Below are 17,026 nucleotides of genomic sequence, written 5' to 3'. Positions count from 1 at the left end.
GCGACCGGATCCACTGGTCCTTCTGGGCCTCCCGGGGCGACCGGATCCACTGGCCCCTCCGGGCCTCCCGGACCGAGCGGGCCTCCCGGACCTCCCGGACCGAAGGGGCCTAAGGGAGACAAGGGTCACAAGGGAGACAAGGGTCATAAGGGAGACAGAGGACCTAAGGGCGACAGGGGTCCGAAGGGTCACAAGGGAGACAGAGGGTCTAAGGGCGACAGGGGTCCGAAGGGTCACAAGGGAGACAGAGGGTCGAAGGGGATGAAGGGGGACAGGGGGTCGAAGGGTAGCGGCCACAAGGGTGACAGCCACAAGGGTCGATAACATCCGCTCGTTCTCATGGCTGTATCACAACGTCGGAGGCTTCTGAGGAGCAGAGCCTCACGTCCGTGAGGAGACTGCGCCCCTGGATACACCCTCCAGGGGCGCACACCTACCGGGTCGGCCTTCTGGAACATCCACTACTAACCGCAGGGTGGGGGTTTTAGATCTAGTTGGGCAACAGGCCAGCCTTGACTCCTGTCTGCGTGTTGCCCCGAAGCTGAAACAAGGCGTCGGGTAGTCGGGCCGTGAACCTCATGCCTGGGGGGGCGCCAGCGGCGCGTATCCGCACCCGTGAGCATGAGCTGCCGACAGCCGTTCACAGGAAGGGAGTTGAGACTGCGGCGCTCGTGTCAGGGCTTGGCGGGCGGCGCGGTTGTCCGTCAAGGAGCACCAGCGCAGGCTCGCCGCCGACATCGATCTCGATGTGCGCCGCCAGCAGTCGTCCACGGCCTCGGACAGCGGTGGCGCGACTGTTCACCCCCTGGTGCCACGCCCACCCGGACCATCCGCCCACCGGGTCGGGCGGCGTTGATCGTGACTCAAAGAGGGCCGGTCCGGGGGCCCGGGGCGGCTGGGCGGGGTGGAAAGCCCGGCGGCTACTTCGGTGGGTTGAGCTTGCGGAAGTACGTCCAGCTGGTCTCGTTCGGCTCGCTCCACTCCTTTGGGGCCTGGGCGAACTCCGGGTGGTGGTCGGCGATGTAGGTGCGGGTGCGCTCGGGGGCTTCGGCGTATGAGTCGAGCTTGCGGCCCCGGCAGTGGAAGGTGAGGCCGCCGGGCCGCTGGCCGCGGGCCATCCACGGGAGCCACGGGGACATCCGGGTCCATGACATGGTGGCCGGGACGCTGGGCGCCGGGCCGGCCAGGTCGGCGCGGTCGGCGAAGAACTGGAAGAGTTCCAGGGCCTTGTACGTGTCGTCGGCGGAGTGGACGGGGTACTGGGCCACCGGCAGTGGCGAGGGGTAGGCGAGCGGGATCTCCAGGCTGAAGCAGACCTGTCCGCCGAGCTCGGTCGTCGGGATCGGGAAGGGGCGCCACTTCTGGTTCGCCGGGTCGTTCCAGACGTGCACCACCGGCAGGTCCTGCCAGGTCTCCAGGATCTCGCGGGTGACGGGGTCCAGGTAGAAGGCGGCCTCGCGGGTGAGCAGTTGGTAGGTGTCCGGGCCGGCTTCGGCGTCCTGGACCAGGCGGGCGACGTTGAGTCCTTCGAAGCCGAAGACGCGCCGGTAGGGCTCGTCGGGGGCCCAGGTGTACACGTCTCCGGACCACCAGTACGTGACCTCCTCGCCGTCGAGCGAGGCGCGGGTGCGGGCGAAGGAGCGGAGCAGCTCTGCGGGTGTCGTCATACGGACCACCCTGCCCGGCCGCCGCCCCGGCCGGGCAGGAAACATCCGGGCCGGGGCGGAAGCGGCCGGAAGAGGCCGGGGCCCTTCTGGCCCTGGGTGACGTCGAACGTCACGACCTGACCCTCCTGGAGCTCACGGAAACCCGAGGAGTTGATCGCCGAGTAGTGGGCGAAGACGTCCGGGCCGCCACCGTTCTGAGCGATGAAGCCGAAGCCCTTCTCCGCGTTGAACCACTTCACAGTTCCCGTAGCCATGTCTCATGCCTTCCAGTCGATTAACGCCTCCCGCTCCATGCGGAAGGCGGAGGTGATCGCCCTGGTTCCTGCGGCACAGCACAGCAAAACGCCCACACCGAAGGCGTGGGCAGAGGGAACTTCCGAACCACGACAACTAACCGGGACGGTGCGCGTCCGCGCACTCCGTCACCAGAGGAATCTCCTGCACCTGTGCGCGGGGCCCGCCGGTGTCCGGCGGGCGCGCACCACCTCAGTCCGCGGTCGGCGGCTCTGCCGATTCGGCGGCGCGGCGGTACTCGGCGTTGATGCGCTGCGCCTCTTCGAGCTGGTCTTCAAGGACGACGATGCGACAGGCGGCCTCGATGGACGTGCCCTGGTCGACCAGTTCGCGGGCGCGGGCGGCGATGCGCAGTTGGTAGCGGGAGTAGCGGCGGTGGCCGCCCTCCGAGCGCAGGGGGGTGATCAGACGGGCTTCGCCGATGGCGCGGAGGAAGCCCTGGGTGGTGCCGAGCATCTCGGCGGCCCGGCCCATCGTGTAGGCGGGGTAGTCGTCGTCGTCAAGACGGCCGTACGAGTCGTCTGCTGTCACTTGCACCTCTCTTGTGGAACGCGTGGAGGGGCCCTGGTGCCGTACGGCACCAGGGCCCCGAAGGAACTACTACACCACCTGCCGGCCCTGATACTGCACCGGCATTCTCTGTCCGCGGACCCGACCTGGCTGCTGTCGGGAGTGCGGGGATCGCGGTTGCTTGACCGGAGACCACCTCGCTATCGATGTCCTGCGGTACCCGGACCAAAGACTCCAGCCCGGGCGATCCTGATGGCGTTGGCTCCTCCGTTCTTCCCTCGGTGATCAACTACCTATCATGGAGGTACTGCGCACTGCTGGTACTGCTCTACTGCGAACTGCTCAGCGGCCTGTGACAGCGCCACTCTTTGGCAGCCAGCCCCGTTGCCCGTCCTGCGTCTGCTCTGGCTTGGAACCCCACTGCCGAACTTCCCGGTGCGCGCGTCCGCAGCCGACGCCTTCACCGAGGTGCCGCTCAGTCACTTCACTGCTGGGTACTGCGAACTGCACTCACGGGTACCGCAACTGCTATGACAGCGGTCCCGCTCCGGCGGCCCCTCACTGCGGGCCGCCCGGTCCGGCCGTCAGTCCCGTCGCCGTCCTGCAACAACCCTGGCTTCGAAACTCCACTGCCGCACCGTCCTGCAACTACATGTACTGCCGGCAGTTCGTCTCTGCCAGGCCCTGCTGTCTCTCTGGGTTACGAGAGAAACCATAACCACGTCACCACTCAATGTCTACTCCGGCCAACAGAGATTTTCGCGTGTTCCATGAGGAGGTAATCGACCTCGATCAGTGACGCCGGTGGTGCGCACGGCGGTCGTCGCCGGGTTAACCGCCGTAAGCCGGGGCACATGCATCGGACAGGTGGGGACGGGCTCTGACGCCCGCAGACCAGGGAGACCTGATGGGCAGGCTGAGCATCAACGTCGCGGCCGACCGCCCTGCGGGGCCCGTCGCCGTGGCACGCGAGAGCGCCCGGTGCTTCCTCGAAGGTCTTGCCCCGGCGCACGCATCCGAGGCCGCCGGCACCGTGGTCCTGGTCGTCCCGGAGCTCGTCACCAACGCCCTGCGCCACGGCGGCGGCACGTACACCGTGGACCTGACCGAGCACCCGGACAGCATCGAGGTATCCGTGCACGACCGCAGCTCGCAGGCCCCGCGCATGCGCACCCCCGACCTGAACGGCGGCACCGGAGGCTTCGGCCGGCCCATGGTCAACCGACTCGCCAGAGCGACCGTGGTCACCCGCCGGGCCTCTGGTGGGAAGACGGTGACTGCCCTTCTCGCTCGGTAGCACGACCGGTCGAGGGGACGGGACGACCCGTGAATAGGATCGGCTTTCATGTCGAAGCCTGACGAGCTGCTCGTTGACGTCGCCGCGCTGGTGGAGTCCGGGCACAGCAATCAGATGTCCCTGACCGTGGTCACCGGTGGTGCTGTCATCACCGGCCGACTGGCTCCCGAAGCCGTGTGGAGGCAACGGGTGTCGGAGGTCCTGACGGACTCGTCCCGCCTGGGCGAGTTCTCCGCCATGTTCACCGCTACGACGCGGGGGGATGGGCCGCCCGCGCATCTGCACTTCCATATGGCGCGGATCCTCCAGGGCACGGTGGGGATCCCGGAGACGGGTGGGATGTACCGCGTCTCGATCGCGGATGTCAGCGCCTGGAGCATGGGCGACTTCAGCTACTCCGATCACTGACGTCGCGCCGCGTAGAGAAACTCACCGATACGCGGGAGGGCCCGACCGGCGTGTGCCGGTCGGGCCCTCTTGGCTGTTCGGGTGTCAGCTCGCGCTTCCCATCAGTCAGACGGTCAGACGGCCACCGGGATGCCGAGCATCGCGGAGGCGTGCTGGAGCGGGTTGAGGGCGCGGGTGGGCGCGGCGGCCTGGGGGAGGCCGCGGCAGGTGAAGCCGAGCTTGGTCATGGCCCGGAGGACTTCGTCGGCGCTGAAGTCGCGGCGGTCTTGGCGGGTGATGACCTGGCCGACCTGCTTGACGGGGTAGGTGCGGCGGCCGATGGTCACGGACTCGCCGACGACCTCCTCGGGCTTGACGCCCTTCATGGAGTCCAGGACGCCGCTCTTGGTGAGCTCGAACGGGAAGCGGGCGATAACACAGCGCACGATGCCTCACAGGGAGAGGAAGGGGATTGTTCCGCCGTGGTGAGACGGTTCAGAGGGTCAGGGCGAGGACGCCCGGGGCGCTGTCCTGTTCGTCCACGACGGACTGGGTAGCGAGCCGGCGGTGGTGCGTGTAGTGCTCGGCCATCATGGTGGCGGGCGAGGTGTGCGGCCCGCGGTCGCCGAGGATGTCGCGCAGCTGGAGCCGGTCCGTGTAGGCGGGGCTGTCGCGGACGGTGCTGAGCTGGGCCTGGGTGACCAGCCCGGTGCACAGGCCGTCGTTGTCGCAGATCCTCAGGTGTTCGGTCCTGGCGCTGGCCATGACGGACAGGGCCACCTCGACGGTCATGTCGTCGCAGACCTGTGGCCCGGCCGTGTTCATGGCGTCGAGCGCCGTCCTGGGCACGATGCCGACGGCCGCCATGAGGCGCGTCATGTCGCGGCGCTGGTTGTTGGTGACCAGGGTGACGACACTGCCGGACTCGCCGGCCCGCGCGGTACGGCCGCTGCGGTGGAGGTAGTCCTTGTGGTCGGTCGGCGGGTCCACGTTCACGACGAGGTCGAGGTGGTCGACGTGAATGCCGCGCGCCGCGACGTTCGTCGCGACCAGGACGGTGACGTGCCCTGTCTTGAACTGGGCGAGGGTGCGGGTGCGCTGCGGCTGTGACTTACCGCCGTGCAGGGCGGCAGCCCGGACGCCGCTGGCGAGGAGGTCCTGGGTGAGGCGGTCCACGGCGTGCTTGGTGTCCAGGAACATACAGAACCTTCCTTGATACGGCACGTATCAAGGAATTCCGCAGCGTAAGAGCGGTGCGGGGAATCACAGGCACGGACCGAATGGAATGCGAACGTGGCCCACGGAAAATCCGTGTCGACTTAAGCGAAAATGCGGGATGGCATGCGAAAACGAATCCGGTGCATCGCCGGGAGCGGCTCCGAGGAGGCTGCGTCCCTCAATATTGTGTTCCCGTAGACGAAACCGCTGCGGAAATGCGTGCAGCTGGGGCCCGCACCCCGAGGGATGCGGGCCCCAGCTGCGAAATGCGCGTCAGCGTCAGGCGGAAACGATGTTCTCGGCCGTCGGGCCCTTCTGGCCCTGCGCGATGTCGAAGGTGACCTTCTGGCCTTCCTGCAGTTCGCGGAAGCCCTGGGCGGCGATGTTCGAGAAGTGGGCAAACACGTCAGCGCCGCCACCGTCCTGCTCGATGAAGCCGAAACCCTTTTCCGCGTTGAACCACTTCACGGTGCCAGTAGCCATGTCATATCTCCTTTGGGCAGTACACCGGAATCCGTACTGTACGGAAACCGCGTCGCCGCGATGATGCCCCGCCCGGAAAATGACCGGAAATACAAAGCGCTTCCCTGCGGCATCGAGGCCGACCAGAGGCGCTTGAAGTCTTTGGGTACCAAAACTGCAACCGAGTTCGACAGTAGCACGCCGCGGAGGCTTGTGTGTGTCAAATATTCCCCCGTGCGTGCTGCGGCAAAAAACTCTCCCAGCGAGGGCCGTTAAATTCTGAGGCCGCCAACACAGGTATTCATTTACCTCGGGTGCAGCGTTTTTCGAAAGCAAGGAGGTCAATCAGCTGCGACGTCTGCAGTCCATCGGAACCTGCGTCTGCGGGTCGGGGCCCGGGGCCCCGGGGCGCCCTCCCAGCAGTTCGCAGGAGACCCTGTGGCCGCGAGCCCGCCGACCTCCTCCCCTCTCGGTGGGGTACTTCCGCCACTTGGGGCAACACTGAGGGCGCAGGCGGGTCGGACAGGTCCAGAAAACGATGAAGCCCCAGGTCACTGACTCCAGGACATCCTGGGTGAGCCATAGTGGGCCGACCTGCCCACGCCTCCCGACCGGCGAGGCCTGGCCCCGCTGTTCTGGTCCCATGTCCGCCGGTACGGAGAGGTGCACCTCGACATGGCCGCCCGCCTCAACCTTGCCGTGGCCACGCTGCCGGGCTCCCGGACACCGTCGGACGACCAGTAGGCGGCACCCCAGGACCGGGCGGAAGACGGCCTTGGGAGCCGATGGACAGCCAATATCGGCGAGATCGAGCTTGAACGGTGAGAGGGCCCTGTCGACGCCGCGAGGGGCAGCCGGGTCCCGGCTGCCACGCTCGCGCGTGTGATGACGTTGATCGGGCGGATGTGCCACGTCAGTTGCACGGTGGAGGGGGCACGGCGGCTGCTGAAGCGCCCTGGCTGGTCGTGGCAGCAGCCGACCCACAGGGCGATCGAGCGGGACGACGAGGCGGTCGAGTTGTGGGAGAGCGCGGTGTGGCCGCGGGTAAAAGCACCGCGAGGTCCGCGGGGCCTGGATCGTCTGCGAGGACGAGGCCGGCCAGTCGCTGAGGCCGACACGCTGGTCACCGTGGCGACGCGCGCCGGCGTTCCGGCCGGTGCCGAGTTTGAGACGTTCGCCTTTTTCGACCGCGTCCTCGGACTGGTTACCTCGCGCGCGAGGTGGGTCACCAGAGCCGGGCGGCGACATGACGTCGGGCGCGTGGGCCATATGGCGGCGGTCGTCGCAACGGCCCCAGCGCATTCACTCCGCCGGGGCCGCCCCTTCCGGATCGTCACACGTGAGAGTGCTCGATCCAGGTTCAATTGTACGACTGCGGGCAAGGACAGGCCGGGAGGGGAGAGCGGGCCATCGGGCAGCCCCGTCCCCCTGGTTCGTGTGCGCAAATGGGGCCGTGCAGGCCGTACGTGCCGGGCCGAGCGGTGGACGGGTCGGCCCTCGGACAGTCCAGCTCAGTCGCGTTCTTCTTCTTCGGCCTCCATGCGGCGGATTCCCTGGTGGGTCAGGGAGACCATCGCGGGTGTGTTGCCCGGTTCCCAGTCGACAGTGATCAGGCCCTCGCCGGCGAGGTAGGTGCAGGCGGCGGCCAGGTCTTCCTCCGGGATGCGCAGGTCGTTCCGCAGCTTCCGCCCAGGGACTCCGAGGAGACGGTTGCCTTCGGTGGCTTCGTAGAGGGCGGTCAGGACCCGCTCGCGGTAGACCTGCCGCTCGCGGAGGGTCGCCATGATCGAGTCCTTTCGTGCATGTGAAGGTCCGGTGCTCCTCAGACCTCGTCGCCGTGGGCGCCGGTGCCCGTGGACGGTCTGCTGGTGGTGAGCCAGGAGAGGGCGGGTCCTGCGGCGGATTCGGTGTCCACGGTGAGGTGGAGCCGGGTGCCGCCTTCGGGGGCGGGGTAGCTGCGCTGTTCCGTTCCGGCGAAGCAGCGGCGGATTACTTCGGCGACCGCGCGGGCGGCTCCGGGAGTGGCGGCAACGATCCGGATCTCGGCCTGTCCTGCCTGCGGCAGGGGCTCGTTCTCGACGGGGTACAAGACGGTGTGTTCCCTTCGGGGCGAAGCAAGAGGCCGACGGGTGGGTTGTCCCGGGTGTCGGGTGCCCCACCTGCGGCCTTCGGTCGGAGGAGTGGTCTGAGGTCAGGGCCGGTTGCCCGTGACCCTGCGGCTGGAGGCTTGCCCTGTCGAGCTGTGGTGGCCGTCGCCGGGTGGCCGGCTGATGGCCGGGAAGGGATCGCTGAAGTGGTAGGCCGCGATGCGTGCGTCGTGCTGGGCGTTGAGCCGGTGGATCAGGAGCATGCCGAGCGCGATCAGGAGGGCGCCTGCCGCGAGCGTGATCACGGTCTCCATGTCGTCATCTCCGTGTGTTCCCCGGCAGGGGGATCACCCGCGTGCCGACGACCGGGTGCCGGAGGGGCGGCAGGGCAGACCCGCCATCGGTCTCCCAAGCCTCCTGGCTGCTTCGGGCGTCCCGCATACGGCGGCCGGTCGCGGCTTCGTCGGACATCAGCACACCGGCGGTGAGGACGCTGCCGGGGACGGCGGCGGCGCTCATCAGCCGGGCGGCTGCGGCGGGCTCGGTCTCGGGCGGGATCACCAGCAGGTCGCAGCGGCCTGCGGTGTAGGAGAGCAGGATCATCTTGTCGGGATCCTGTTCGGTGAACCAGCCCACGTGCACGATGTGCCCGGTGATGGGAACCTTGTGCGGGACGACGGGCCAGCGGGTGGGGTTCACCATGGCACGCGTCATGCGTCCCCAGCGCCCTTCCAGCGCTTCGACCAGGGACGGAAGCTCGGTGGGCAGGTCCCGCGAGTAGGGCCACCAGGCACCGTCCAACTGGCCGGCGAGGGTGGTCTTCGGCGTCAGGGAAATCCGCGTCGGGAGCGGGGGAACAAGCGCCCGCGCCACTCCGCGTTCGACGGTCGTGGTCATGATGCGGACCTGTCTCCGGGCCGCCCTGCAGGGCGGCCCAGTGTCTTGATCGCCGGAAACGACGTCCGCGTAGGAGCGGGTGTTCGAGTTACTCCCGGTACACTCAGCCTACTCCGCGCCGCGGTCGGGCGAGCCGTTCTGACCAGGTGATTTCCGACCGGGAACACCTCCCGGCCGATGCTCGCGGGCATGACCACAGGCACGCGGAGTGCGGTCGGACCACGGCGGTATCCAGCCGGCCATGAGGTGTCGGCGGCCCCGCGCAGTCAGGCGGACCTCCATGGCCGAATCCGACACCTCCACCCCCCGGAAGCTCCTTCCGGACGAGATCCATCGGGCGGTGAAACCCGGCACGGCACGGCACTGCTCCGGCTGCAGACGACGCACTCCCGCGAAGGCCTCCTCGACGGCGCCTGGTGGCCCCGCTCCCGTAATGTCACGGCCGAGCTGCCCCCCGCCCCGATGCAGGCGCTCACCGCGCACCTCGGACCCATCACGCGGGTCGGCCTGGACACCGCCGCCTGGGAGGAGGTCCCGACCCGCCTGGTCGTCGACGACCGGGTCGTGCACCTCGACGCCTTCCCCGTCGGCGACGACACCGTCCTCATCACCCGCGGCGACAACGACCACTTCGCCCTCTTAACGACCACTTCGCCCTCTTGGTGGTGCCGCCGGACACGACACCTGATGCGGCACGTGACGCCATGGCCCCGTGCGGTCGACGCCGGCAACGTCATCCAGGCCGCCGACATCCTTGTCGCCACGCTTCCCGAACCGGCAACCGATCGCCAGGAGTCGGGATGATCGGGATGGCGGACATTCGTGAGTGGCGGGCCCACGACGTGGTGGACACGCGGGGCCGCAGGATCGGTGAGCTGGAGGCGATCTACGTCGACACCAGCACCGATGAGCCGGCCATGGCCACGATCCACGTCGGCCTGCCCACCCGACACCGTCTGGCGTTCGTTCCCCTGGACGGTGCGACGGTGGGCCCGGGTTATGTGAAGTTCGCCCATGACAAGGCGCTGTAGCAGGACAAGTGCCGTCGCCCCGCCCCTGACGGCGGGCCGTGGCGCTCTGGCTCAACTCCTGTGAAGCAGGCACGCCGAGTGACGAATGCCCGCCTGGGATGAGTCCACAGCGCAGACAAGCAAAAGTGGCGTCCGGAGTTCAACGGTTCCGGCGGTGACGGCTGCCGTCGTCCACCGGGCCGAGGGTGGCTCGGCGAACGGCGGATGGGCTGCGCGGGCTTCGGCTCCGTGGCGGAGGTGGCTGTCGGCTCAATCGACGGTGGCGAGATGATCGGCGTCGCCGCCGCGCCACTCGATGAGGAAGATGGTCGCGTCGTCGCTGGTGACGCCGCCTCGTTCCTGTTTCAGGGCGTGGGAGAGCGCGCGCACCGCCGGCCGCACCGCCGTGTGGTCACGGACGGCTCGGTTGGTCCACTCGATGAGTTGCTCCTCACCGAACTCTTCCCCACCGGCTTGATGCTCTTCAATCAGGCCATCGGTGAAACACAGCAACCGGTCCCCGGGCTGCAGCATCCGCTCGCTGACCACCGGCTCCTCACCTCCGAAGCCGACCGGCAATGTGGTCGGGCTCTCCAACCGGTCCACCACGGCGCGGCCACGGATCAGCAGCGGTGCCGGGTGGCCGGCATTGACCCATTGCAGCCGGCCCGTGGCGGTGTTCAGACACATCATCTGCGCGGTGACAAAGTGGTCGTTGCCGAACTGCTCATTGATAGCCCTGTCCATGAATGCATACACCTGGGACAGGCCGGTGTTGGCCCGTCGCGTGTGGCGGTAGGCCCCGATAGCCACCGTCGCCATGGTCGCCGCGTCCAGGCCGTGGCCCATCGCGTCGATCATGGCCACATGAAGGATGTCGCCGTTGAGGGCGTAGTCGAAACTGTCACCGGCCACGTCGTACGCGGGCTCCAGAATTCCCGCCACCTCAACCTGCGGAACAGTCATCGACAGCGGAGGCAGCAACGACCACTGGATCTCCGCGGCCACGCTCATCGGGGCGCTGCGTCGGGCCTGGAAGAACAGGTCGGTGTAGGCGTCCTTGGTCACGATCATGTCTGCGACCAAACCGGCGAGTCTGCGCAGCAACCGCCTGTCGTCGTCGTCGACGCTGCCCAGGGTGACAGCCATCGCCCCGACCTGGTCACTGCCGTCCAGCAACGGCAAATACATCCGCACACTTCCGTCCTGCGGCACCTCCACCGTTCTGCGGCACAGGAACGCCTCCCCGGCGGGGGACCCCTCGACCAGTTCGGGGTCCCCGACCACCAACCCCCGGCCCGGCAGCGGCACCAGCAGCATCTGTTCGTAGTCCTGCAAGAGGATCGAGACGTCCCAGCCACCGACCCTGGCCACCTCTTCCGCAACGAGCGGGGCGATCAACTGCGGCGGCATCTCGTGAGCCCGGTCCAGCAGCAAACCCAGCAACCGCTCACCAAACCCCTCCGACCGGTCCACCCCGAACTTGCCCGGCTTTCGCGCGCCTTCGGTCATCGTTGCTCGCATCCCTTCATACCGCGGCATGGGAATTCAGTGGGCGGTCGGTTGTGTGGAGCCGGTACGAAGCGGTGCCACCCCGGATGGGGAGCAGCTTCTCCCTCCCTCCAGGCGCTGGCGCCTTCAGCACCCAGCCACATATTCCGGCTCACGGTGCTCCCGACCCGACGCACAACCCGGCATACTCGGATCCAGCGGGCAGCCAACGGCGATCCGCTCGAAAGAACGTTCACACGCCCCATACGCACAGGGCACCTCGCACGACAGGGATCAACCCGGACAGCCTGACACCGCCAACCGGCCCAACGCGCCGATTACGCCAGAGGCGGCATGTCCCACCCGGTCAGAACAGTTGGCATGCTTAGGCCCCTGCTCAATCGGGCCCTCCTCCCGTGACCGGCCAACCCGGCGTGACCGACCACAGAAGTCGAGTCAGAACCGCTATTCGCGTACAGAGCCAGGCATCCTGGCTGCGGTCGGCCGGTACAGGGGTTCGCGGTGTCGGCGCCGAGTAGCTGCGGTGCCGGCGGTGGCGCCCCCGGCCGTCGCTGACTGCGCGGGGCACCCGCAGTTTCTCGGCCTCCCAGGGCGTGGTCGATCACGTTGCCGTTGCTGCAGTTGTTGGTGTGGTCACCGACCCGGCCACCGATATCAGGCACGGCGGTGACTTCCTGCAGGCACGTCGCGGACTCGGTGAAGTTCCAGTTGTCGGCGGCGTTGACGCCGCTGCCGAAGTTGCTGTCGTTGTCGGCGCGTGCCGGGGCCGCCATGCAGACGATCGCGAGTGGCAGGGCAGCGAGCGCGCGACGTGACTGGCCTGTGTCGCCGGTCACGTGAAATGGGTCTCGTGATGTGAGAAGGCCCGGCGGCCAGGTGGTGCAAGTGCTGCGTCGCGCCCCCTCCGAGCAGGGCATTCCGGCGAGTTGGGGCGCGCGGAGGGCACGGAGAGGTCGGAGAGGTCGAAGAGGTCGAAGAGGTCGAAGAGGTCGAAGAGGTCGAAGAGGTCGAAGAGGTCGAAGAGGTCGAAGAGGTCGAAGAGGTCTAGACAACAAAGAAGCCTCTGGCCGCCGGCCCGGGGCTTTTTCATGGAGCGGGTGACGAGAATCGAACTCGCGCTCTGAGCTTGGGAATCACGCGGAACCTGGGCCCCAACCACGAGTCTGACCTGCGGAAACGTACTCTCAGGTGGTGCATCCGCGGGTTGCGGGAAGCCGTCGGTTGACCGCCGTTTACCGCCCTGACTGGCACGTAGTGGCACGCGCCTCCCGGCGAACAGAGTGTTTGTCTCTGCTGGCCATCCCGCCCCGACGGGGTGCCCGACGAATCAGGCCGGTCGCACCAGGCGAATGCTGCGATCCGCAGGCCGTCCGAGGTGCGGACGGCCCGGACAGGGCTGAACGCAGTCGGAACTGCAACGAGCGCCGGGCAGCGGTCTCCTGGTCAGGGCGACTGGTTGGAGTCCATGAGCCGGCTCTCCCAGGCCCAGGCGGCGGTCTCGACCCGGTTGCGGACTTGGAGTTTGGTCTGGATGGTCGCCAGATGGCTCTTGACGGTGCTCAGGGAGATGAACAGGGCGGCGGCGATCTCCTGGTTGGTACGGCCCCTGGCGATGGCGCGGACGACCTCGATCTCGCGGGCGGAGAGCGGCTGGACGGGCCGGGCCGAGGTCGCCTTCCGGGCGGGGGCGAGGTCGCGTAGCAGACGCAGGGTGATGGAGGGGGAGATCAGGGCGTCGCCGCTGTTCGCGGCGCGGACAGCCTCGACGAGCAGGGCCGGGCCGGCGTCCTTGAGTACGAAGCCGACGGCCCCGGAGTGCAGGGCGCCGCGGACGTACTCGTCGAGGTCGAAGGTGGTGACGATGACCACCCGCAGTGGGTCGGCCAGGCCAGGGCCTGCCAGGGCCCGGGTGACCTCGATGCCGTCCAGTTTCGGCATCCGGATGTCGACCAGACAGACGTCCGGGCGCATCCGCCGGGCCAGCTCGACCGCCTCGGCGCCGTCCGCCGCCTCGCCGACCACGGAGATGTCCTCCTGGTCCTCCAGGATGAGCCGCAGGCCTCGGCGGACCATCGCTTGGTCGTCGGCGAGCAGGACGGTGATGCTCAACGGCGGTCTCCCGTGGGGAGCGGCAGGGTGGCGAGGACGGACCAGCCGGTGTCGTGCTCCGGGCCGGCGGTGAGCGTGCCGCCGAGGGCCTCGACCCGTTCGCGCATGCCGATCAGCCCGAAGCCGCCCTGATGCAGATGGCGGGCCGGACCGCCCGGAGCGTCGTCGTGGACCGTGACGGTGACGCCGTCATGCGCCTGGGCGATGTGGACGGTGGCCGAGCGGGCGTGTGCGGCGTGCCGAGCGATGTTGGTCAGGGATTCCTGGACGATCCGGTACACGGTGGTGCTCACCTCGGGTGGCCAGGCCACCTGGTCAGCGGGCAGGTGCAGGTGGACCTCGGGGCCGTGGCCCTCGAACCGGCGGACGAGGTTGGTCAGTTGCTCCCGGCCCGCGACAGTGGGGGAGGTCGTGGTCGCGTCGTCGGTGTCCCGCAGCAGGCCGACGACGCGGCGCATGGCGGCCAACGCCACGCTGCCGGCTTCCTCGATGTCGGTCAGGGTGCCGTCCAGTGTCTCGGGTCGCCGTCGGCCGACCAGACGGGCGGCCTGGGCCTGCACCACGATGCCGGTGATGTGGTGGGCGACCACATCGTGCAGTTCCCGGGCCAGGGTGAGGCGCTCCTCGCGCCGTACGGCCTCGGCGGCCGCGCGGCGGCGGAAGTCGAGGAGGCGCAGCCCGAGCCCGATCCCGAGCGCGAGGACCCAGACTTGCGTACCGACCCGGAACGGGGTGCTGGGAGCCTCGCTGGACAGCAGACCGGCGGCCATGAGCGCCAGCCCGCTGACCGCGATACCACCCGCCTGGCGCCAGGGCAGCGCCCTGATCGCGGAGCCGCCGAGGACGAGCAGGGCCAGCACCGCGGCGGCGCCGGGCTCGCCGGGCAGGTGGGCGAGCCGGGCGGTCAGGCCGGCGATCCCCGCGACGGCGAGGCCGATGACGGCCGCCCGGCCCGGGTGCCGCTCTCGTCCCAGCGCGACCAGGCAGATCACCGCGCCGACCGCGCTGTCGAAGGCCCAGGCGCGGCCCTGGCCGGCGTACTGGACGGCCATCAGGGCCAACACCACGGAGAACACCGCCCCCAGGATGGTGTTGACGGCGGCTCTTGGGCCCCAGGCCGGTCGATGTCCCGTGCTCACCGGGCTCACGCTAGGCGATCACCACCGGCCGCTGAACCGGCCGAAAGTACGACTCGGGCGCACCTGAACCGTTCCTCCGGTCGGTGCGGGGACCGCGGCGGGGTCAGCAGGCTGTGGCCATGGCAGACCTCATCTCCGCTCCTCTTGCGCTCGCAGTCTCGGCCGCCCAGGCCGAGAAGACCGTGCGAAGCCCGCTGCTGTACGCATGGTGGGCCCTCAATCTGGCCGTCCTTCTCGCGGTCGGCTATGGCATCTACCGGTTCGTGAGGAAGTCGCGCGAGAACCGCGGCTCGCGCGGCTGATTCGGGAGGAACACATGACACCGGTACTGGAAGCTGTGCGGCTCGGCAAGCGCTACGGCCACCACCAGGCGCTGACCGACTGCGACCTGGACATCCCGCAGGGGCGGGTGATCGGCCTGGTCGGTCCCAACGGCGCCGGCAAGTCGACGCTGCTGAACATGGCCTGCGGGCTGATCAGGCCGAGCTCGGGCAGCATCCGCGTGCTCGGCGCGGAGCCGGCCGCGAGCCCGGCGCACCTGGCCAAGGTCGGCTTCGTCGCGCAGGACACGCCCGTATACACCGACCTGTCCGTCGCGGACCACCTGCGCATGGGCGCCCGGCTGAACCCGAGTTGGGACGGTCGGCTCGCGCAGCGGCGGATCGCCCGGATCGGACTGGACCCAGAACGGAAGGCGGGCCGGCTCTCGGGCGGTCAGCGCGCCCAGCTCGCACTCACCGTCGCGGCAGCCAAAAGACCGGAGCTGCTGATCTTCGACGAGCCCGCCGCGGCGCTCGACCCGCTGGCCCGCTCCGGCTTCCTGGACAGCCTGATGGAGTCCGTTTCCGAACTGGGTGCCGGCGCGATCCTCTCCTCGCACGCGCTCGCCGACGTGGAGCGGGTCTGCGACTACCTCGTCGTGCTGGCCGGATCCCGGATCCAGCTCGCCGGCGATGTGTCCGAGCTGCTGGCGAGCCACTACCGGATCGTCGGAGCCCGCGACGTCGTCGCGGCGCTGCCCGCGGCGGTGGAGTTCGTCAGCGTCGATCACACGCCGCGGGAGAGCACCGCAATCGTCCGCGCCGACGACGGGCTGCCGGCCCCCGGTTCCTGGACCGTGGACGCCCTCGACCTGGAGGAGCTGGTTCTCGCATACATGACCCGGGCGAACCAGACCGCCGCCCAGCCCGCCCCGATGCCCACGGAGACCCACTCATGATCTGGCTGACCTGGCGACAGTTCCGCGTGCAGGCGCTGGTGGGCCTCGGTGCCCTGCTGCTCCTCGCGATCCATCTGGTCTACCTGGGCCAGCAGATCCACAGCGGATACGACGACAACCTCGCGCACTGTGCGGGCCGTGACAACTGCTCCGGCGTGCTGGCCGCCTTCGCCGACCAGTACGGCTTCGAGGTGGACCTGCTCAGCTACCTGCTGCTGGCTGTCCCCGGCGTCATCGGCGTCTTCTGGGGCGCGCCGCTGGTCACCCGTGAGCTGGAGGACGGTACCCACCGGCTGGTGTGGAACCAGAGTGTGACCCGCAGCCGGTGGCTGGCGGTCAAGCTCGGGTCGATCGGTCTGCTGAGCATGGCCGTGACCGGCGTCTTCAGTCTCCTGCTGACCTGGGCCTCCGGTCCGGTCAACGAGGTCCTGAACAACCGGTTCGAGCCGGTGCTGTTCAGCTCGCGCAATATCGCGCCGCTCGCCTACGCCGCCTTCGCCTTCATGCTGGGCACTGCTCTCGGCCTGTTCATCCGCCACACGGTGCCCGCCATGGGAACGACCCTGGTGCTCTTCGCCGTCCTCCAAGTCGTCATGCCCACGCTGGTACGGCCGCACTACGAGACTCCGGTCCGCACCTCGGTGCCGCTCACCTCGCAGATGATCAGCGGTCTGACAAAGATCGGTACCTATGGTGAGATCGGCGGCCTGCGAGTGCCCGGCGGGCCCTGGGTGGTGAAGACCAGCGCCATTCTCGACTCCGCGGGCAGGGAGGTCGGCCACAGCGACTGGTACCAGGACTGCACCAACAACAAGTCGATCAACGAAATGCCGGACTGCCTGGCCAAGCGGAACATCCACGTGGACATCTCCGAGCAGCCGGCTGACCGCTACTGGACGTTCCAGTGGGTCGAGACCGCGATCTTCGCCGCCCTGACCGCGGTGCTGGCAGCCCTGTGCTTCTGGCGAATCCGCGGCCGACTCGCCTGAACCTCCCTCTCGCGGTTGTTCCTGAACAGCGGGCATCCCCTCACCGCCGCGATTGACCTGGCCGAAGGCCGGGTCACCTACTACCCCTCAGACAGCACCGGAGCCCCAGGTCGTTGACCTGGGGCTCCGAAGAAGAGCGGGTGACGAGAATCGAACTCGCGCTCTGAGCTTGGGAAGCAGGCGGCACCTATCCCCGTGTATCGCGCCTGACCTGCGGGAACGTGCACCG

At 68.5% G+C, this 17,026-nt stretch carries 19 protein-coding genes and 4 pseudogenes; 9 read left to right on the top strand and 14 right to left on the bottom strand.

Annotation, left to right across the window (positions count from 1 at the left end; translation table 11 throughout):
• Positions 1–920: 920 nt before the first annotated feature.
• The 3 genes and pseudogenes from ACFVX4_RS05265 to ACFVX4_RS05255 form a co-directional block, all read right to left on the bottom strand.
• The gene (locus ACFVX4_RS05265; RefSeq protein ID WP_389972157.1) at positions 921–1,667 is read right to left on the bottom strand and encodes a DUF1838 family protein; all 747 of its coding nucleotides are present in this window, start codon (positions 1,665–1,667) and stop codon (positions 921–923) included.
• A 77-nt stretch (positions 1,668–1,744) separates the two neighbouring features.
• Positions 1,745–1,921 (bottom strand): annotated as a pseudogene (locus ACFVX4_RS05260) (cold-shock protein); the annotation flags it as partial.
• A 232-nt stretch (positions 1,922–2,153) separates the two neighbouring features.
• On the bottom strand, positions 2,154–2,492 hold the full coding sequence (locus ACFVX4_RS05255; RefSeq protein WP_259927793.1) for a helix-turn-helix domain-containing protein: 339 nt from the start codon (positions 2,490–2,492) through the stop codon (positions 2,154–2,156).
• A gap of 886 nt (positions 2,493–3,378) precedes the next feature.
• Here ACFVX4_RS05255 and ACFVX4_RS05250 point away from each other — a divergent pair.
• Positions 3,379–3,768 (top strand): ATP-binding protein, encoded by a 390-nt coding sequence (locus tag ACFVX4_RS05250; RefSeq protein ID WP_389972155.1) that lies wholly within the window; start codon positions 3,379–3,381, stop codon positions 3,766–3,768.
• A gap of 48 nt (positions 3,769–3,816) precedes the next feature.
• On the top strand, positions 3,817–4,176 hold the full coding sequence (locus ACFVX4_RS05245; protein WP_389972153.1) for a hypothetical protein: 360 nt from the start codon (positions 3,817–3,819) through the stop codon (positions 4,174–4,176).
• A 113-nt stretch (positions 4,177–4,289) separates the two neighbouring features.
• Here the strand turns inward: ACFVX4_RS05245 and ACFVX4_RS05240 are convergent, their stop codons facing one another.
• The 3 genes and pseudogenes from ACFVX4_RS05240 to ACFVX4_RS05230 form a co-directional block, all read right to left on the bottom strand.
• The gene (locus tag ACFVX4_RS05240; protein ID WP_389972151.1) at positions 4,290–4,601 is read right to left on the bottom strand and encodes an SCO5918 family protein; all 312 of its coding nucleotides are present in this window, start codon (positions 4,599–4,601) and stop codon (positions 4,290–4,292) included.
• A gap of 391 nt (positions 4,602–4,992) precedes the next feature.
• Positions 4,993–5,370 (bottom strand): annotated as a pseudogene (locus ACFVX4_RS05235) (helicase-related protein); the annotation flags it as partial.
• Between the two features lie 282 nt (positions 5,371–5,652).
• Complete coding sequence (locus tag ACFVX4_RS05230) at positions 5,653–5,856, bottom strand: cold-shock protein (protein WP_327375496.1); 204 nt, start codon at positions 5,854–5,856, stop codon at positions 5,653–5,655.
• Positions 5,857–6,720: 864 nt separating this feature from the next.
• Between ACFVX4_RS05230 and ACFVX4_RS05225 the strand changes: the two are divergent.
• A pseudogene (locus ACFVX4_RS05225) lies at positions 6,721–6,801 on the top strand (transposase); the annotation flags it as partial.
• A gap of 545 nt (positions 6,802–7,346) precedes the next feature.
• Here the strand turns inward: ACFVX4_RS05225 and ACFVX4_RS05220 are convergent.
• From ACFVX4_RS05220 to ACFVX4_RS05205, 4 genes are all read right to left on the bottom strand, one after another.
• The gene (locus ACFVX4_RS05220) at positions 7,347–7,619 is read right to left on the bottom strand and encodes a hypothetical protein (RefSeq protein ID WP_266417251.1); all 273 of its coding nucleotides are present in this window, start codon (positions 7,617–7,619) and stop codon (positions 7,347–7,349) included.
• A gap of 38 nt (positions 7,620–7,657) precedes the next feature.
• Positions 7,658–7,924, bottom strand: a complete 267-nt coding sequence (locus ACFVX4_RS05215) for a hypothetical protein (RefSeq protein ID WP_389972149.1) — start codon at positions 7,922–7,924, stop codon at positions 7,658–7,660.
• A 102-nt stretch (positions 7,925–8,026) separates the two neighbouring features.
• Positions 8,027–8,236: a hypothetical protein gene (locus tag ACFVX4_RS05210; RefSeq protein WP_389972147.1), complete on the bottom strand. Its 210-nt coding sequence runs from the start codon at positions 8,234–8,236 to the stop codon at positions 8,027–8,029.
• Between the two features lie 4 nt (positions 8,237–8,240).
• On the bottom strand, positions 8,241–8,819 hold the full coding sequence (locus ACFVX4_RS05205; protein ID WP_389972145.1) for a DUF5994 family protein: 579 nt from the start codon (positions 8,817–8,819) through the stop codon (positions 8,241–8,243).
• A gap of 177 nt (positions 8,820–8,996) precedes the next feature.
• Here ACFVX4_RS05205 and ACFVX4_RS05200 point away from each other — a divergent pair, with 177 nt between their 5' ends.
• Complete coding sequence (locus ACFVX4_RS05200; protein WP_389972143.1) at positions 8,997–9,623, top strand: DUF5994 family protein; 627 nt, start codon at positions 8,997–8,999, stop codon at positions 9,621–9,623.
• Positions 9,620–9,847, top strand: a pseudogene (locus ACFVX4_RS05195) (PRC-barrel domain-containing protein); the annotation flags it as partial. The gene ACFVX4_RS05200 and the pseudogene ACFVX4_RS05195, both read left to right, overlap by 4 nt.
• A 252-nt stretch (positions 9,848–10,099) precedes the next feature.
• Here the strand turns inward: ACFVX4_RS05195 and ACFVX4_RS05190 are convergent.
• Positions 10,100–11,341: a PP2C family protein-serine/threonine phosphatase gene (locus tag ACFVX4_RS05190; protein WP_389972141.1), complete on the bottom strand. Its 1,242-nt coding sequence runs from the start codon at positions 11,339–11,341 to the stop codon at positions 10,100–10,102.
• Positions 11,342–11,934: 593 nt separating this feature from the next.
• Here ACFVX4_RS05190 and ACFVX4_RS05185 point away from each other — a divergent pair.
• Entirely contained in the window at positions 11,935–12,156 is a 222-nt protein-coding gene (locus tag ACFVX4_RS05185; RefSeq protein WP_389972139.1) for a hypothetical protein, read from the top strand.
• A gap of 17 nt (positions 12,157–12,173) precedes the next feature.
• Here ACFVX4_RS05185 and ACFVX4_RS05180 read toward each other — a convergent pair whose 3' ends face one another.
• From ACFVX4_RS05180 to ACFVX4_RS05170, 3 genes are all read right to left on the bottom strand, one after another.
• Positions 12,174–12,431 (bottom strand): hypothetical protein, encoded by a 258-nt coding sequence (locus tag ACFVX4_RS05180; RefSeq protein ID WP_389972137.1) that lies wholly within the window; start codon positions 12,429–12,431, stop codon positions 12,174–12,176.
• A gap of 353 nt (positions 12,432–12,784) precedes the next feature.
• Positions 12,785–13,450: a response regulator gene (locus ACFVX4_RS05175; protein WP_389972135.1), complete on the bottom strand. Its 666-nt coding sequence runs from the start codon at positions 13,448–13,450 to the stop codon at positions 12,785–12,787.
• Entirely contained in the window at positions 13,447–14,589 is a 1,143-nt protein-coding gene (locus ACFVX4_RS05170) for a sensor histidine kinase (RefSeq protein WP_389972133.1), read from the bottom strand. The genes ACFVX4_RS05175 and ACFVX4_RS05170 overlap by 4 nt, the downstream gene beginning before the upstream one ends.
• 119 nt (positions 14,590–14,708) lie before the next feature.
• On the opposite strand from ACFVX4_RS05170, the gene ACFVX4_RS05165 reads away from it, so the two are divergent.
• From ACFVX4_RS05165 to ACFVX4_RS05155, 3 genes are read left to right on the top strand one after another with little or no spacing between them, the layout of a single operon-like run.
• Positions 14,709–14,891 (top strand): hypothetical protein, encoded by a 183-nt coding sequence (locus tag ACFVX4_RS05165; protein WP_389972131.1) that lies wholly within the window; start codon positions 14,709–14,711, stop codon positions 14,889–14,891.
• A gap of 14 nt (positions 14,892–14,905) precedes the next feature.
• Positions 14,906–15,808, top strand: a complete 903-nt coding sequence (locus ACFVX4_RS05160; protein WP_389972129.1) for an ABC transporter ATP-binding protein — start codon at positions 14,906–14,908, stop codon at positions 15,806–15,808.
• The gene (locus tag ACFVX4_RS05155) at positions 15,805–16,797 is read left to right on the top strand and encodes an ABC transporter permease subunit (protein ID WP_389972127.1); all 993 of its coding nucleotides are present in this window, start codon (positions 15,805–15,807) and stop codon (positions 16,795–16,797) included. The genes ACFVX4_RS05160 and ACFVX4_RS05155 overlap by 4 nt, the downstream gene beginning before the upstream one ends.
• Positions 16,798–17,026 lie beyond the last annotated feature (229 nt).

This window comes from Streptomyces sp. NPDC058240 (assembly GCF_042882135.1).
In the GTDB taxonomy this organism is placed as follows: domain Bacteria; phylum Actinomycetota; class Actinomycetes; order Streptomycetales; family Streptomycetaceae; genus Streptomyces.
Note: the sequence above shows the minus strand (reverse complement) of the source record. Positions and strands in the feature narration are given on the sequence as shown.